Genomic DNA, 16,108 nt, shown 5'->3' on the forward strand with positions numbered 1-16,108 from the left:
TATTGCTTTTTTAAACTACATTTGTGAAAAGAAGGTGAAATGATTTGATCGAAATAAAAAACTTAAGCAAAGTTTACAACACAAACGGAAAAGAGGTAATAGCTTTAAAAGACATCAACTTAACTATACGTGATGGTGAAATTTACGGCATAATGGGTCTAAGCGGTGCCGGGAAATCATCATTGATAAGGTGCATAAACATGTTGGAAAAACCTACATCTGGCAGCATACTGATAAACGGCGTAGAAATGACAAAGCTAAAGCCAAAAGAACTGAGAAATATGAGAAAGAAGATTGGCATGATATTTCAGCATTTCAATCTCCTGATGAACTCTACAGTGTATGAGAACATAGCATTTCCTCTTAAGATCTCGAAAGTCAGCGACTCTGTCATAAAAAAGCGCGTTGATGAGTTGCTGGATGTAGTAGATTTAAAAGACAAAAAATATGCATATCCTTCGCAGTTGTCTGGAGGTCAAAAACAGCGTGTAGGCATTGCAAGGGCTTTAGCAAATAACCCAGACATAATTCTATCTGATGAAGCCACATCTGCTTTAGACCCCACCACGACAGAATCCATTTTAAATCTTTTAAAGAACATAAACAAGCAATACGGAATCACAATCGTGGTGATAACTCACGAAATGTCTGTCATAAGAAATCTGTGCGACAAAGTGGCAGTCTTAGAAGACGGTAGAATAATCGAGGAAGGAAATGTAATAGACATCTTTTCAAACCCTTCAACAGAAACGTCTAAGAGATTTTTAAAAGATATGATAGCTGAACTTCCGCCAGATATATTGCTTGATGACGAAAATCCAAACGAGGAAATCTTAAGATTATCGTTTTTTGGCAGCAGCAGCAATCAGCCTGTCATATCCCACATGATAAAAAATTTTGATGTTGAAGTTAATATCATTTCTGGAAATATCGAAAGGGTGCAAAACTTACAAATAGGAAATCTCCTAATAAAAATAAGTGGTGAAGAAAACTCCATAAAAGATGCGATAAAATTCTTAGAAAATAATGGTCTTAGAATAGAGGTGCTTAAAAATGGTATCGTCTAATACATTGCAGTATTTGTTAAACTTGTGGCAGCTTATGGAAGAGCCTCTTTGGGAATCTTTATACATGGTATTTTTCTCAACGCTTTTCTCAGTAATCATAGGAATGCCTCTTGGCATAATACTCGTCATAACTGATAAAGGTCATATAAAGGAAAATCTAAAGTTAAATCAGATATTAGGTACTGTGATCAATGTCATGAGATCTGTGCCATTCATAATTCTCATAATCGCGATCTTCCCATTGGCAAGGCTTATAGTTGGCACAACTATAGGACCTACTGCATCCATAGTGCCACTGTCCATTGCAGCGGCACCATTTGTGGCAAGAGTTATAGAGTCATCCCTAAAAGAAGTAGACTGGGGCGTCATTGAAGCATCTATATCAGTTGGCGCTTCAATACCACAGATAATATTTAAAGTCATGATTCCAGAATCATTGCCATCGCTTGTACTGGGAATAACCCTTACAGTGATAAACATCTTAGGGTATTCTGCTATGGCAGGTGCTATCGGAGGAGGTGGTTTAGGAGATCTCGCTATAAGATATGGGTATCAAAGGTTTCAGACAGATGTGCTTATTGCCACAATCATAGTCTTAATAATTTTTGTAGAAATCGTGCAAAGAATAGGAAACTATCTCGCAAAAAAAGTTGATAAAAGATGAAAGGATGGTATGTAATGAAAAAATCATTGTTACTTCTCACGCTTATATTAACATTTGCATTTATCTTATCAGGATGCACAAAGTCCAACAATGTATCCACTGCGTCCAATGCAAACTCAAATGCAGATAGCTCTAATAAAACGACGAAAATAGTCGTTGGCGCAACGCCAAACCCACACGCAGAAATACTTAACGTAGTAAAGCCTATCCTGGCAAAAGAAGGCGTAGATCTCGAAATAAAAGAATTTACAGATTATGTGACGCCAAATACTGCACTTGTCGACAAGCAAATCGATGCAAATTTCTTCCAGCACGTTCCGTACCTTGAGGACTTTGAAAAGAAAAATAATGTAAAATTAGTCCCATTAGTCAAAGTGCACGTGGAACCGATGGGCGCATATTCAAAAAAGATAAAATCAAAGGATGAGTTGAAAGATGGCGCAACAGTAGCTGTACCAAATGATGCCACAAATGAAGGAAGAGCACTGCTGCTACTGCAAAAAGAGGGACTAATCAAGCTAAAAGATCCAAATGGCCTTACACAGACTCCGAGAGACATCGTAGATAATCCAAAGCACCTAAAAATTGTAGAGCTTGAAGCACCTCAGCTTCCAAGGACACTTCAAGATGTGGATTTAGCCATTATAAACACTAATTTTGCATTAGAGGCAAACTTAAATCCTCTAAAGGACGCAATTTTTATGGAAGACAAAAATTCTCCTTATGCTAATGTATTAGTCGTAAGGGAAGACAATCAAAACGATCCAGCGATACAAAAGTTGGCAAAAGCCTTAAATTCTGATGAGGTCAAGAAATTTATCGAAGACAAGTACAAAGGCGCTATAGTTCCAGCTTTTTAACATGAGAAAAAACCCGTTTTAAGCGGGTTTTATTATTTATTTCTGGAAAATATCAGTCTGTTTAAGTCCTCCAAGTATGGAAGCTTCACAAGTTGACATGATATAATGTACACTAAAAATCCCGATAATACTGTAATAGACATTGTAATCCATTCGTTCGCAATTGCTGCAGTCAGATTAAAATAAACGATCGTGTCATAAATGCCCATTATAAGTGCAGCTATAAGCGGTTTTAAGAACCAATTGTTAAAATCAATTTCTAAATTAGTAAGCTTAACTAATGCTTTAAAATTCAAAAAGAAGACAAAGGCATCAGCGAATATGAAGCCGTAAATGTACCCGAAAAGCCTTAAGCTAGGTATAGGTACTAATAAATACATGGCAATCACAGAGATTGCAGTCCATATAGCAGAATTTCTCAAAACTAAATTTTGCATTCCAAGCCCATTTAATATGCTTGTGACTATTGATTCAAGATACGCAAAAATGCTTCCTGCAGCTATAAGCTTAACCAGTACGCCGACGCCTGGACTTTTAGGGTAAAGCAGTGAAGCTATTTCATCAGGTAACATTACAAACAATACGGCTGCCGGTATGCCTATCATAGTAGTATACCCTATCGCTTGATTTATCCTCTGTCTTACTGTATCCCATCTTTTTAAAGATGCCGCTTCTGAAACGGCAGGAAGCACTGTAACTGATAAGCTCATTGTTATAACCGCAGGCATGTATGCAAGAGGATAAGCCATCCCAGACAGCTTACCAAACTCAGATATAGCTTCTTTGTGTGAAAGTCCCGATTTAACAAGCTTTGAAGGTATAATTAGAGATTCAAACAAGTCCAAGATGTTTACAATCATTCTTGAGATGGTAATTGGAAAAGATGTCTTTATTACTGTCTTTGCAATATCTGCCTTCTTCCATATTGTACCTTCATTTGGCATTTCCTCATTTATGTATTTTAATTCGCGCCTGTAGTAAAATATGTACATGATAAAACTTGTTACTTCTCCTATGGCTATTCCAAACACGGCTATTGCTGCAGCATACTCCAGCTTCATTCCTGTAAATACGCTGAATAAATACAATGTCAAAAAAACTCTCACTATCTGCTCAACAATCTCAGACACCGATGCAGGAACCATGTTAATTAAACCTTGGAAAAAGCCTTTGAATATAGAAGATGATGAAACCACAATAAGTACAGGTGAAAAAATCAATATTGATAGATACGCTCGTGGCTCGTGAAGCAAGTTGTTTGATATGTACTTGGCATTAAAAAATATTATAGAAGAAATTGCTATACCCATTACAATTACGATAAAAAAAGAAACTTCCATTATGCTGAAAATATTTTTTTTGTTATTTTTGGCTCTTTCTTCAGACACAAACCGGGACGTAACTGCCGTAATGCCTGATGTTATAAATGTTATCGATACAAAATAAATCGGCAGGGCTATTTGATATATGCCGGTTCCTTCAGAGCCCAGCAGATTAGAAAGAATGATTCTGAATACAAACCCAATAGCCCTATCAACTATATTGGCTATAGTTAAAATAAAAGCACCGCGAACAAAAGATCTATTGCGCATACATGACACCTCACAATAGTTTATTCGCGGCTTTTAATATATATTACTCATCAAAGTTTTTCCAAAACAGCCTTCGCATACTCTTTCGCTGTAAAAAGAGAATGGTCTCTATAATTTCCGCACTGAATCTCATTTGTAGCAGGCACATCTTCTTCTTTTGTAGCTAAGACCCTTTCCAAGACTTTTTTCAAGGCATCTTTTATCTCGTCAATTGATGTGTCTCCAAACTTTGTAAGGTAAAATCCAGTCCTGCACCCCATAGGTGAAATATCTATTATGTCGTCGAAATAATCTCTAAAGTAAGTAGCAAATAAATGCTCTAATGTATGAATGCCACCTGTAGGTATTGCATCTACATTTGGCTGTGTCAACCTTATGTCGTATTTGGTTACAACATCACCGTTAGGTCCAACTAAAGTGCCTGATTTTCTCACGTACGGTGCTTTCACCGTTCTATGATCTAATTTAAAGCTTTCAACTTTTATCTCCATTATATCACCTCGTTGATTGTTGATACATTATATTTTATCATTTTTCTTCACATTTACCAACATTAAGCCGATGGGTTCGGGGCAGAAAATAAAAATATCCGGCATAGCCGGATGTAGTGTTTTAAATGGGAGGAATCTTTCATCTATCTTAACTTGTAACTATACGCTAATTCACTGAAATCTTCATTTTTAATTGCTGTATCAACCGTATCTTTGTAGCCAAACTCACTTCTTAAAAACTCTTCGTACTCAGTGTTGTCTTTCTCTATCGTTGCGGGTACAAATATCATTATAAATGCCATCAATGTTATTATAAATAACATCTTTCATCACCCACCCTTCAATACATATTATGCATCAAAAATCTAATTTTGTCAAGATTTACTTCATATAAATTATTTTTGCAAGATTTCCTGTATTTTTGCAAATATATAAACCTATTCTCAAAATTATACATCAGCATTGCTATATATGGCAAAAAATCATGCATAAATATGTATCAAAGGCGTTTTTGATTTCCAATTTATTTTTATTGGTTACAAAAATTTTTTAATAAAATTGCTAATTCTATAAAGAGTCGCTGTAATTAAGCATATTTTTAAGCGTCCTCTTTTGCTTAACTGCATCTTTTGAGTCATTTTTTAAATAATTTATGGCAGTCAATACATGTATAGCTATGCCATAAGGAATGCAGCTTTCATCAACGTCAAACATGTTGTTGTGAATGGGCTTATCTATTCCCTTCTCCTTATTTCCACATCCTAATTTATAAAAGCATCCGGGAACTTTCTTCAAGTAGTATGCAAAATCTTCAACGCCAAGCGTCGGCAATACGCTTATTACATTGCTATCACCTACGATTGATGCAGCACTTCTTTTCATTATGTCTATCATACTGCTATCGTTTATAAGGCACGGATATCCTTCCACGCGATTAAATTCGGCTTTGCCTCCCATCGCTTCTGCAGTATTTTTAGCTATGTCTTCAACCCTTGAGGCTATCTTGTGGCGGTTTTCCTCATTTAGCATCCTTATTATTCCAGACATGCGCACTTTGCTGGCAATGACATTTCTGGCGTATCCGCCTTCAATGCTGCCGATAGTTATGACAAGAGGCTCTAATGGATTTGATTCTCTGCTTACGACTGCTTGAATCATGTTGATTATGTTTGCAGATATTACTATAGGGTCTACAGATTTGTGGGGTTCCGCTCCATGGCTGCTTTTGCCTATTACGTTTATGTCAAACATATCCGATGACGCGTAAGCTTTTCCATATGTGTAGCCAATTTGTCCAACATTGAGGTCTGGGTCTACGTGCAAGCCTATGATCGCATCTACTTTTGGATCATCAAAAACACCTGCATCAAGCATAGGCTTAGCTCCTCCTGTAGTCTCCTCAGCAGGTTGAAAGATAAATTTCACATTGCCATCAATTTTATCTTTCATCTTAGATATAAGCTTAGCTGCTCCAAGAGCAATTGCCGTATGCACATCATGTCCACAAGCGTGCATTTTGCCAGGTACAGCCGAAGCATAAGGCAAATCATTTTCTTCCTGTATTGGAAGTGCATCCATATCAGCTCTAATAGCTATAGTTTTCTGACCATTGCCGTAAATCGTCCCTACAATGCCGGTCTTTGCAATTGTCCTTGTTTCGATTCCTAAACTGCCAAGATACCTCTTTACAAGTTCAGACGTCTTTGTCTCCTCAAATCCAAGCTCCGGCTCTCTGTGTATTTTTCTCCTTATCTCTACGATTTCCTCTTGAATCTTTATGGCTTCTTTTAAAATCTCATTCATGTTTCTCCCCTCTTTATAATTTTAATATTTCTCTATGTCAACGTAGCTTATGTTCTCAATATCTTCATTTAGTATGAGTTTCGCAACATCTGCAAATTTTTTCGCATCGCCGCTTACAAAATAATGAGTTTCACCGCCAGTTAAATTAAGCATATCATTTTCTTTCAAATAATTCATCACATCATAAGACAATCTAATAGCCGGATCAACTATTAGCACATCTTCCCTTACGGCATTTTTGATGGCATTTAAAAGTATCGGATAATGGGTACACCCTAAGACAAGCGTATCGATTCCCTCCTCGTTTAAATTTTTTAAATATTCCTCAGCCAATTTAAACGATTCGTCACTTTCTGATAGCCCTTTTTCCACCAATGGAACAAATCCTGGACAAGCTTTTTGGAAAATATCTGCATCTTTATTTTTAAGTTTTATAGTTTTAGCGTAGCTACCGCTTTCTACTGTCCTTGTAGTAGCTATTATACCAACTTTATTGTTCCTTGTAATGCCGGCAGCGCTTTCGGCCCCAGCTTCCAAAACACTAAAAAGAATCTCATTATATTCACTCTTATCGATTGAAGCACACGTAGTATTGCAAGCAATAACTATTATCTTAGTGTTTTTCTCATTCATAAAATTGATTATCTGCTTTGCATACATTTCTATTTCGCCTTTAGGCTTATCACCGTACGGCACTCTTTTTGTATCACCAAAATATATGTAATCCTCATTTGGCAATAGTTCCTTTAATTTCTTCAATACTGTAAGTCCGCCTACACCTGAGTCAAACACTCCTATCGGTCTTCTATCCATTTCACCACATCCTATTTTGTTGATATTCTATTATATAATATCACAAAAAGTGTGGATTGATAACAAAGATGCAAAAAACCCGCATGGCAAAACCATACGGGTTCACTTTCAAATGATGCCTATATCGCTTCTAAAATACATTCCTTCAAAGTGTATCTTCTTAAGCTCATCATACGCTTTTTCTCTTGCTTCTTCGTAAGTATTTCCCAGCGCTGTGACTTCCAAGACTCTCCCACCAGACGTTTTGTACTTGCCGTCTCTTTTTACAGTTCCTGCATGGTAGACAAAAACACCATCTGTATTTTCAAAACCTGTTATATCATGCCCTGTATCAAACTCACCAGGGTAACCTTCTGACGCCGCCACTACGCAGACAGCTTTTTTATCCTCCCATTCTATTTTCATATCACTAAGCCTTTCATCGATTATAGCCTCTACTATGTCAATAAGATCTGTCTTTAAAAGTGGAAGGACAACCTGTGTCTCAGGATCTCCAAACCTTGCATTGAATTCTAAAACTTTCGGTCCATCTTCTGTAAGTATTAGCCCAGCGTAAAGGACTCCTTTGTATACTATCCCTTCTTTTTTCAGAGAAGCTATGACTGGTTTTAATATGGTTTCCACTACAACACTAAGCAGTTTATCACCAAAGTAAGGATTTGGAGCTATGTTGCCCATGCCACCTGTATTTGGCCCTTTATCCCCATCGTAGATTCTCTTATAGTCCATAGCAGATACCATCGAGACTATTGTATTTCCATCAGTAAATGCCAACACAGAAACTTCTTTTCCGAAAAGCATCTCTTCTATTATCACTGTATCGCCAGATGTTCCAAACCGTTTTTCCTTCATAAGTACATCTAAAGCTTCTTTTGCCTCTTTATAGCTGTATACTAAAAATACTCCTTTGCCTTGCGCTAATCCGTCAGCCTTTATGACAACAGGATACCATACATCCTTTAAAAAGTTTAATGCCGCATCATATCTGTCAAAAGCCTTAAATCTGGCAGTAGGAATATTGTACTTATGAAGCAGCAGTTTTGTAAAATATTTGCTACCTTCTATAGCAGCGGCATCTCTTCTCGGTCCAAAAATTCTAAGTCCGCTGCTTTCAAATTCATCAACTATGCCTTTCATCAGAGGAACTTCAGGACCCACGATCGTCAAGTCCACATTGCTATCAATAGCAAATTTCTTAAGCTTCTCCACATCAGATACATTTATATCAACACATTCTGCTATATCAGAAATACCACCATTTCCGGGGGCACAATATATTCTATCTACCTTTTCGCTTTCCCTGATCTTTTTAACTATGGCATGCTCTCTGCCACCGCCACCTATAACAAGAACATTCATACTCTCTCCTCCAAACAATCGGGGATTCTATTTAATGCTTAAAGTGCCTTATGCCTGTAAATATCATTGAAATTCCTGCTTTATCTGCCGCATCGATAGATGCATTGTCATTTATAGATCCGCCAGGCTGGATAATAGATGTAATACCAGCTTTTGATGCTTCTTCCACAACATCAGGGAATGGGAAAAACGCATCTGAAGCCAACACACTTCCCTTTGCTTTTTCACCTGCTTGTCTTATGGACTGCTCTGTAGGCCAAATGCGGTTCACCTGCCCTGCTCCAATTCCAACAGTCATGCCGTCTTTAGCCAAAACGATGGCATTTGATTTCACATGCTTTACGACTTTCCAAGCAAACCTCAAATCCTTAAGCTCTTTTTCACTTGGAGCATTTTTTGTGACGACAGTCAGTTTATCATCGTACAGGTCAACTTCATCTTTTTCCTGAACTAATATTCCGCCTTCTACCTTCTTCAAATCGTACTCTTTTACATATCCATCTGAAAGTTTGAGAATCCTGACATTTTTCTTTTTCTCAAGAATCGCCAACGCTTCTTCCTCAAAGTCAGGAGCTATTATTATCTCTAAGAATATCTTCGAAAGCTCTAAAGCCGTATTTGCATCTAATTTGCGGTTAAACGCCACAATGCCGCCAAATATTGAAACTGGATCGCATTCGTAAGCTTTCTTGAAGGCATCGTATATATTGTCTGCAACTGCAACGCCACATGGATTTGTATGCTTTACTGCCACTGCGGCAGGTTCATCAAACTCTTTAAGTAGTTCAGTCGCAGCATTTGCGTCGTTTATATTGTTGAAAGAAAGCTCTTTCCCATGCAGCTTTACGCATTCAGATATTCCAAAAGATTTCAATGAGTTTTTGTAAAATGCAGCTTTTTGATGTGGATTCTCGCCATATCTCATGTCCTGCGATTTCTCAAAGGAAAAGGTTATTGTATCAGGAAACTCTACGCCATTTTTATCTAAAAGATAATTGTATATAAGTGAATCGTATGAGGCGGTGTGTCCAAATGCTTTCATCGCAAGGTAAAATCTGGTTTCTTCCTTCGTATTGCCGTATTCCTTTATCTCCTCAACGACTTTATCGTAGTCGTCAGGATCAACTAAGACTGTCACGTATCTGTAGTTTTTAGCCGCAGCTCTAATCATGGAAGGTCCGCCGATGTCTATATTCTCTATTGCATCTTCCAGCGTCACATCGTCTTTCAATATCGTCTCTTTAAAAGGATACAGATTTACTGCTACTATGTCGATAGGCTTTATACCATTTTCCTCCAACTGCCTTCTATGGTTTTCATCGTCTCTTATGGCTAAAAGTCCTCCGTGTATCTTAGGATGCAGTGTTTTGACTCTGCCATCTAAGATCTCAGGAAAACCTGTAACATCTGAGACTTTTACGGCGTTTATGCCCATATCCTTTAATAGCCTGTACGTGCCGCCAGTCGATAATATCTCATATCCCATCTCATCTAACTTCTTTGCAAAGTCTACAATTCCATCCTTTTTAGACACGCTTATCAATGCTCTCTTTGACATCATCATACCTCCTATTTTATATAAACCTTTCTTCCTTCAACTTTAAGCCTTCCTTCAGTAAACAGCTTTACAGCATAAGGCAGCAATCTGTGCTCCAGCTTCAAGACTTTAGATGCCACCGTTTCAGGTGTATCGTCATCTTCAACCTTTACCACATCTTGCATTATGATAGGCCCCGTATCTGCGCCTGAGTCAACAAAATGAACTGTGCAGCCAGTGTATTTTACACCGTAATCAACGACAGCCTTGTGGACATTTATGCCGTAGTACCCTTTGCCACAAAACGATGGTATTAAAGACGGATGTATGTTTATTATCCTATTATGATACTTATTTACGATCTCTTCGTTCAATATCGTTATGAAACCTGCCAAGATTATTCCATCTGGATTTATCTCATTGATAACATTGGCAAGCTCATTATAAAACTTGTCTTTTAACTTCTTTTTAGGGATACAATAAGCAGGTATATTGTTCATTTCAGCCCTTTTTAAAGCGTACGCTCCTTCTTTATCGCTAATAAGAGCCACAATTTCAGCGTTGATATATCCGCTTTTAATGCCATCTATGATAGACTGAAAGTCAGTGCCATTTCCTGACGCCATAACCAATAATCTCATAGCAATACCTCTTTTTCACCATTTACAATTTCTCCTATTATAAATGGTTTCTCACCTGCAGCTTTTAACCGGCTTACTGCATCGTCACATTGATGATTTGGAACAATAATGATCATCCCGATTCCCATGTTAAACGTCCTGTACATTTCCATGTCGTCAATGTTTCCAGTGTCTTTTATTAGGCTAAATATGTGCGGAACATCCCACGATTTTTTGTCTATTCTGGCAGATACGCCGTCTTTTAACGTCCTCGGTATATTGTCTACAAATCCTCCGCCTGTTATGTGGGCCATCCCTTTAATGTCTATGCCTTTTAAGGATTTAAAAGCTTTCACATATATTCTGGTAGGTTTTAAGATGACTTCCCCTAACGACAGTCCGTATTCCTCTATATAATCATCAGTGCTCATTTTGCCTACATCAAACAAGACTTTTCTCACCAATGAATATCCATTGGAGTGTATCCCTGATGATGCAAGTCCTATTATTGCATCACCGACTTCAATATTTCTGCCGTCGATTATCTCGTCTTTTTCAACAGCGCCTACTGCAAAACCAGCAAGGTCAAATTCGCCTTCATTGTACATGCCTGGAAGCTCTGCTGTCTCTCCTCCTATCAATGTACACTCCGCCTCACTGCATCCTGCTGCAATGCCTTTTATAACTTCAATGCCTACATCGCTTTGCAGCTTCCCAGTAGCAAAGTAGTCAAGGAAAAATAAAGGTTTTGCACCACTGACGATTATATCATTAACACACATGGCAACTAAGTCTACACCTATAGTATCGTACTTTTTCATCATAAAAGCAATCTTTAGCTTTGTCCCAACCCCATCTGTGCCTGAAACCAAAACAGGATTTTTATAATCTGTCAGTTGGTAAAGAGCTCCAAAACCGCCTATTCCATTTAAAACACCGCCTTTTATAGTGGCTTTAGCAATAGGCTTTATCATTTCTACAAATCTATTTCCCTCATCTATGTTTACACCAGCATCTTTGTAGTCCATGGCATCCTCCTTAAATTTACTTTTTTTCAAAAAGGTATTTGCTGCCTTCTTTTGGGACTTCCATAGGATACTTTCCATCAAAACATGCTGCACAGATGCTTTCTAAGCCCACACTTTCCTTTAAACCTTCTAAGCTTAAAAAACTTAAGCTGTCTGCTCCAATGTAATCCCGGATATCCTTCACTTCCATGTATGAACCTACCAGCTCTTTCTTAGTAGGAGTATCTATTCCAAAATAGCAGGAATACTTGACAGGAGGAGAACTTATCCTTACGTGTACTTCTTTTGCACCGCCTTTTTTCAAAAGCGACACAAGCCTTTTCATAGTAGTGCCTCGTACAATAGAATCGTCAATCAATACGATTCTTTTATCCTTTACCAGCTCTTTTAAGACATTTAATTTGACTCGCACACCGATTTCCCTGTCTTTCTGTTTTGGGCAGATAAAAGTTCGTCCTATATACTTATTTTTAATAAGCCCCTCTCCTATTGGAATACCTGATTGAAAAGAGTATCCTCGCGAAGCCGGCACTCCAGAATCAGGAACGGGTACCACCAAATCAGCATCTACACTGCTTTCTATGGCTAATCTCTTTCCCATTTCATACCTTGCCTTATAAACGCTAACTCCTTCTAATACGCTGTCAGGCCTCGAAAAGTATATATACTCAAAAACACATGGCATCTTTTTTTCAAAAGTGCCTACTTTCACAGAGTTTAAGCCATTTTTGTCTATTATAACTATCTCTCCAGGCTCTACATCTCTAATAAGCTCTGCTCCGATCACATCCAGTGCGCACGATTCAGATGATAGATAGTAATTTCCATCCTTTACGCCTATGCAAAGTGGTCTGATGCCATTTTTGTCTCTTATTCCTATTAGCTTGTCTTCCATCAATATGACCAATGCGTACGAGCCTTTAATCTTTTCTATCGTCTTTACGAGAGATTCCACCAGTCCGTTGCGATAATACTTAGCTATCAAGTGAAGTATGATCTCGCTGTCAGATGTGGTCTGAAGAATCCTGCCTTCCTCTTCCAGCTCTTTTCTAAGCTCTAACGCGTTTATCAAATTGCCGTTATGCGCCAAAGCCATATATCCACTGCTAAAATTCGCAACAAATGGCTGCGCATTGCAGGCATCGCTGTTTCCAGTAGTCGAATATCTTACATGACCTATTCCTACATTTCCTTCAAGGTCATCTATGTTTTCCTTAGAAAACACTTCTAATAAAAGCCCCATGCCTTTTATGCAGTTTACATATGAACCTTTTAGCACAGCAATTCCTGCGCTTTCCTGACCGCGATGTTGCAGTGCTTGAAGTCCATAGTATATATGGTGATGTATTGGGCTATTTAAGCTAAATGCTCCAAATACTCCACATTCTTCTTTTAACTTTACAGTTTCAATCATAATTTTACCTCACTGTTTTTCAAGTCGATTCAATACTTCCACATAAGCTCCTTCTACATTCCCGAGATCTCTTCTAAACCTGTCTTTGTCCAGTTTTTCCTTCGTTACACTGTCCCAAAATCTGCACGTATCCGGTGAAATCTCATCAGCCAAAACTATACCATCTTTAGATTTGCCAAATTCCAATTTAAAGTCTACTAAAATGATGTTTTTTGATGTGAAAAATTTTGAAAGTATATCATTGATCTTAAAAGAATATTCTTTTATAGTCTCTACTTCTTCCTTTGTGGCTAATTCCATCGCTTCTATGTGGTACTCATTTATGAAAGGATCTCCAAGTTCATCGTTCTTGTAGCAGAACTCTAAAACCGTCCTTTTAAGTTTTGTTCCTTCTTCTATCCCTAATCTCTTTGATATGCTTCCCGCCGCATAATTCCTTATTAAAACTTCAATAGGATAGATTTCTACGCTTTTAACAAGCATTTCTCTGTCACTAAGTTTTTTCACAAAATGTGTTGGAATGCCTTCTTTTTCAAGTAGCTCAAACAAAATCGCAGATATTTCATTGTTTAACACACCTTTATTTTGAATAGTGCCTTTTTTTATACCGTTAAATGCTGTAGCATCATCTTTGTACTCAATAATGTAATAATCCTCATCTGTAGTCTTATAGACCCTTTTTGCTTTACCTTCGTACAACATGTTTAACTTTTCCATTATAAAATCTCCCCCTGTAATTTTTTATCTTTTTCAATAACTTCCTCTGCCAAATTCTTTTTGTACTCAACGATTTTTTCCATGATCTCAGGATACTTTACTCCAAGTATCTCTACTGCCAACAATGCCGCATTGTACGCTCCGTCTATGGCAACAGTGGCAACTGGTATCCCCTGAGGCATTTGAACAGTAGACAAAAGCGAATCCAAACCATCTAATGTAGATGATTTTACAGGAACTCCAATGACAGGAAGCGGCGTCATAGATGCCATGACACCAGCTAAATGAGCTGCTTTTCCTGCTGCAGCTATTATGACTTCGTATCCTTTATAAACCGCATTTTTTGCAAAATCGTGCGCCACATCTGGTGTCCTATGGGCCGAAATGACCCTTACGTCGTAGTCAATTCCAAACTGCTTAAAGACATCTAATGCTTTTTTCATCAATGGAAAGTCTGAATCACTTCCCATGACAACTGCAACTTTCGCCATAACGTTAGACTCCTCCTCTATATTTGTTTTATTTGCAAAATGCAGAAAGGAAATTCTTCCTTTCTGCATTTTAACTGCTTTACCCCATAAAGAATGCAAATCTTAACAAGAACAAAAGTCCAATTATATACATTAATGGATGAACTTCTTTAGCTTTACCAACAACTATCTTCGTGATTGGATAGAAGATAAATCCTGCAGCTATGCCGTTTGATATGCTGTAAGTAAATGGCATAAAAGCAATTGTCATAAAGGCAGGAAATGCTTCACTAAAATCTTCAAAATTAACCTTCGTCACAGAGCCTATCATCAATGCCCCAACGATAATGAGAGCAGGAGCTGTGGCTTGAGATGGCACTATTCCTATTATTGGCGCAAAGAACAATGACACCAAGAAAAGAATTGCAACTACAGTAGATGTCAAACCAGTCTTGCCACCCTCACTTATGCCTGACGCACTTTCAACATAAGTAGTTATAGTGCTTGTACCCAAAAAAGAACCTAACGTTGTGCCTATAGCATCTGCAAATAAAGCTCTTTCAAATTTCGTCTTGAAACCGCCATTTGATTTTTCAAAATCATCTTCTTTAAAAATCCCTGTCTTTGTACCTGTGCCAATCAATGTTCCTATTGCGTCAAACATATCAGCCAAGCTAAACGCCAGTATTACAGTTATAAGACCTGTAAGTATCGAAATGATATTTCCATCAGTGCCAGGCTTTAATAATCCAGCAAAATCCAACTTCATAAATGTTGGTGCCAAGCTTGGAGGCATCTGCACAATCGTCTTAAGATTAGAAATGTTCGTTATTCCCATCGGTATACCTATAATCGTCGTTGCAATTATGCCTATCAGTATAGCGCCTTTAACGCCTCTGCTCATAAGTATGGCAATTATTGCAATTCCGATTACAGTAAGTATTACGCCAGGATCCTTGAAATTTCCTAAAGTTATAAGAGTATCACTGCTTTTCGTTACAATACCGCCATTTTCCATACCTATGATTGCAATGAAAAGCCCGATTCCTGCACCAATAGCGCTTCTCAATGACTGCGGTATAGCCTTTATTATAAGTATCCTTAATTTAGTAGCAGTAATAACGATATTTATTATACCGCTTATAAGTGCAAGTGATAGTGCAGCTTGCCAAGAATAGTGCAATGTCAATACAACATAGAATGTAAAAAAGGCATTCATGCCCATTCCTGCTGATAGAGCAAATGGAACATTTGCAAACAACCCCATGACTAAAGTAGCAGCTACAGACGATAATATAGTAGCGACAAAAACAGCGCCTATTACAGGGTCATTTGCTATAGACAAACCTGCTTTTACTGCTTGAGTGCCTAAAAGACCTTTCGCATTCATGCCAGCCTGCATAAGTATTGACGGATTTACAAAGATGATGTAAGCCATCGTGATGAAAGTCGTAATACCAGCGATGACCTCTGTCTTTACCGACGTGCCATTTTCTTTAAGCTTAAAGAAATTGTCAAGAAAGCCTCTCTTTTCGTTGTTTTTTACCATTATAATCCTCCTTATGATTGAAATAAAAACGAATTTTAAAAATAAATAAGCCCGAAAGGATAGATTCCAACACATAGAGTGAAACCTATCCTCCCGGGCTTTTATCCCACAGGTGTGGCAATAC

16 protein-coding genes are annotated in these 16,108 nt (G+C 37.8%); 3 read left to right on the top strand and 13 right to left on the bottom strand.

Annotated features, from left to right (window positions below):
- Positions 1 to 44 precede the first annotated feature (44 nt).
- The 3 genes from ACZ42G_RS10885 to ACZ42G_RS10895 are packed head-to-tail and all read left to right on the top strand — an operon-like array spanning position 45 to position 2,591.
- Entirely contained in the window at positions 45 to 1,067 is a 1,023-nt protein-coding gene (locus ACZ42G_RS10885) for a methionine ABC transporter ATP-binding protein (RefSeq protein WP_464850410.1), read from the top strand.
- Positions 1,054 to 1,731: a methionine ABC transporter permease gene (locus ACZ42G_RS10890; protein WP_464850411.1), complete on the top strand. Its 678-nt coding sequence runs from the start codon at positions 1,054 to 1,056 to the stop codon at positions 1,729 to 1,731. Before ACZ42G_RS10885 ends, ACZ42G_RS10890 begins: the two co-directional genes overlap by 14 nt.
- A gap of 14 nt (positions 1,732 to 1,745) precedes the next feature.
- Positions 1,746 to 2,591, top strand: coding sequence for a MetQ/NlpA family ABC transporter substrate-binding protein (locus ACZ42G_RS10895; RefSeq protein WP_464850413.1), 846 nt, complete (start codon positions 1,746 to 1,748; stop codon positions 2,589 to 2,591).
- A 32-nt stretch (positions 2,592 to 2,623) separates the two neighbouring features.
- On the opposite strand, the gene spoVB is transcribed toward ACZ42G_RS10895, so the two are convergent.
- The 13 genes from spoVB to ACZ42G_RS10960 form a co-directional block, all read right to left on the bottom strand.
- Positions 2,624 to 4,183, bottom strand: a complete 1,560-nt coding sequence (spoVB, locus tag ACZ42G_RS10900; protein ID WP_464850415.1) for a stage V sporulation protein B — start codon at positions 4,181 to 4,183, stop codon at positions 2,624 to 2,626.
- A 50-nt stretch (positions 4,184 to 4,233) separates the two neighbouring features.
- Complete coding sequence (locus ACZ42G_RS10905; RefSeq protein WP_464850416.1) at positions 4,234 to 4,674, bottom strand: S-ribosylhomocysteine lyase; 441 nt, start codon at positions 4,672 to 4,674, stop codon at positions 4,234 to 4,236.
- 143 nt (positions 4,675 to 4,817) lie between these two features.
- Positions 4,818 to 4,997, bottom strand: coding sequence for a hypothetical protein (locus tag ACZ42G_RS10910; protein WP_014759400.1), 180 nt, complete (start codon positions 4,995 to 4,997; stop codon positions 4,818 to 4,820).
- A 244-nt stretch (positions 4,998 to 5,241) separates the two neighbouring features.
- Positions 5,242 to 6,477 (bottom strand): M20 metallopeptidase family protein, encoded by a 1,236-nt coding sequence (locus ACZ42G_RS10915; RefSeq protein ID WP_464850418.1) that lies wholly within the window; start codon positions 6,475 to 6,477, stop codon positions 5,242 to 5,244.
- Between the two features lie 21 nt (positions 6,478 to 6,498).
- A complete protein-coding gene (gene murI, locus ACZ42G_RS10920; RefSeq protein ID WP_464850420.1) occupies positions 6,499 to 7,290 on the bottom strand; it encodes a glutamate racemase in 792 nt (263 codons plus the stop codon).
- Between the two features lie 108 nt (positions 7,291 to 7,398).
- On the bottom strand, positions 7,399 to 8,649 hold the full coding sequence (gene purD, locus ACZ42G_RS10925; RefSeq protein WP_464850422.1) for a phosphoribosylamine--glycine ligase: 1,251 nt from the start codon (positions 8,647 to 8,649) through the stop codon (positions 7,399 to 7,401).
- A 31-nt stretch (positions 8,650 to 8,680) separates the two neighbouring features.
- Positions 8,681 to 10,207: a bifunctional phosphoribosylaminoimidazolecarboxamide formyltransferase/IMP cyclohydrolase gene (gene purH, locus ACZ42G_RS10930; RefSeq protein WP_464850423.1), complete on the bottom strand. Its 1,527-nt coding sequence runs from the start codon at positions 10,205 to 10,207 to the stop codon at positions 8,681 to 8,683.
- Positions 10,208 to 10,218: 11 nt separating this feature from the next.
- Entirely contained in the window at positions 10,219 to 10,827 is a 609-nt protein-coding gene (purN, locus tag ACZ42G_RS10935; RefSeq protein WP_014759405.1) for a phosphoribosylglycinamide formyltransferase, read from the bottom strand.
- Entirely contained in the window at positions 10,824 to 11,834 is a 1,011-nt protein-coding gene (gene purM, locus ACZ42G_RS10940; RefSeq protein WP_274893263.1) for a phosphoribosylformylglycinamidine cyclo-ligase, read from the bottom strand. Before purM ends, purN begins: the two co-directional genes overlap by 4 nt.
- Before the next feature lie 16 nt (positions 11,835 to 11,850).
- The gene (gene purF / locus ACZ42G_RS10945) at positions 11,851 to 13,248 is read right to left on the bottom strand and encodes an amidophosphoribosyltransferase (RefSeq protein WP_464850424.1); all 1,398 of its coding nucleotides are present in this window, start codon (positions 13,246 to 13,248) and stop codon (positions 11,851 to 11,853) included.
- A 9-nt stretch (positions 13,249 to 13,257) separates the two neighbouring features.
- Positions 13,258 to 13,965, bottom strand: a complete 708-nt coding sequence (purC, locus tag ACZ42G_RS10950) for a phosphoribosylaminoimidazolesuccinocarboxamide synthase (protein ID WP_045413006.1) — start codon at positions 13,963 to 13,965, stop codon at positions 13,258 to 13,260.
- A complete protein-coding gene (purE, locus tag ACZ42G_RS10955; protein WP_464850425.1) occupies positions 13,965 to 14,456 on the bottom strand; it encodes a 5-(carboxyamino)imidazole ribonucleotide mutase in 492 nt (163 codons plus the stop codon). The genes purC and purE overlap by 1 nt, the downstream gene beginning before the upstream one ends.
- A gap of 79 nt (positions 14,457 to 14,535) precedes the next feature.
- Positions 14,536 to 15,984, bottom strand: coding sequence for an NCS2 family permease (locus ACZ42G_RS10960; RefSeq protein WP_045413002.1), 1,449 nt, complete (start codon positions 15,982 to 15,984; stop codon positions 14,536 to 14,538).
- Positions 15,985 to 16,108 lie beyond the last annotated feature (124 nt).

The organism is Thermoanaerobacterium calidifontis (assembly GCF_055381745.1).

What these genes read in the sequence shown, in the direction of transcription:
- ACZ42G_RS10915 (WP_464850418.1), bottom strand. Translation starts at nt 6,477, where the DNA reads ATGAATGAGATTTTAAAAGAAGCCATAAAGATTCAAGAGGAAATCGTA.
- ACZ42G_RS10910 (WP_014759400.1), bottom strand. Translation starts at nt 4,997, where the DNA reads ATGTTATTTATAATAACATTGATGGCATTTATAATGATATTTGTACCC.
- murI (WP_464850420.1), bottom strand. Translation starts at nt 7,290, where the DNA reads ATGGATAGAAGACCGATAGGAGTGTTTGACTCAGGTGTAGGCGGACTT.
- ACZ42G_RS10960 (WP_045413002.1), bottom strand. Translation starts at nt 15,984, where the DNA reads ATGGTAAAAAACAACGAAAAGAGAGGCTTTCTTGACAATTTCTTTAAG.
- purE (WP_464850425.1), bottom strand. Translation starts at nt 14,456, where the DNA reads ATGGCGAAAGTTGCAGTTGTCATGGGAAGTGATTCAGACTTTCCATTG.
- purF (WP_464850424.1), bottom strand. Translation starts at nt 13,248, where the DNA reads ATGATTGAAACTGTAAAGTTAAAAGAAGAATGTGGAGTATTTGGAGCA.
- purC (WP_045413006.1), bottom strand. Translation starts at nt 13,965, where the DNA reads ATGGAAAAGTTAAACATGTTGTACGAAGGTAAAGCAAAAAGGGTCTAT.
- purD (WP_464850422.1), bottom strand. Translation starts at nt 8,649, where the DNA reads ATGAATGTTCTTGTTATAGGTGGCGGTGGCAGAGAGCATGCCATAGTT.
- spoVB (WP_464850415.1), bottom strand. Translation starts at nt 4,183, where the DNA reads ATGCGCAATAGATCTTTTGTTCGCGGTGCTTTTATTTTAACTATAGCC.
- ACZ42G_RS10895 (WP_464850413.1), top strand. Translation starts at nt 1,746, where the DNA reads ATGAAAAAATCATTGTTACTTCTCACGCTTATATTAACATTTGCATTT.
- purN (WP_014759405.1), bottom strand. Translation starts at nt 10,827, where the DNA reads ATGAGATTATTGGTTATGGCGTCAGGAAATGGCACTGACTTTCAGTCT.
- purH (WP_464850423.1), bottom strand. Translation starts at nt 10,207, where the DNA reads ATGTCAAAGAGAGCATTGATAAGCGTGTCTAAAAAGGATGGAATTGTA.
- ACZ42G_RS10890 (WP_464850411.1), top strand. Translation starts at nt 1,054, where the DNA reads ATGGTATCGTCTAATACATTGCAGTATTTGTTAAACTTGTGGCAGCTT.
- purM (WP_274893263.1), bottom strand. Translation starts at nt 11,834, where the DNA reads ATGGACTACAAAGATGCTGGTGTAAACATAGATGAGGGAAATAGATTT.
- ACZ42G_RS10905 (WP_464850416.1), bottom strand. Translation starts at nt 4,674, where the DNA reads ATGGAGATAAAAGTTGAAAGCTTTAAATTAGATCATAGAACGGTGAAA.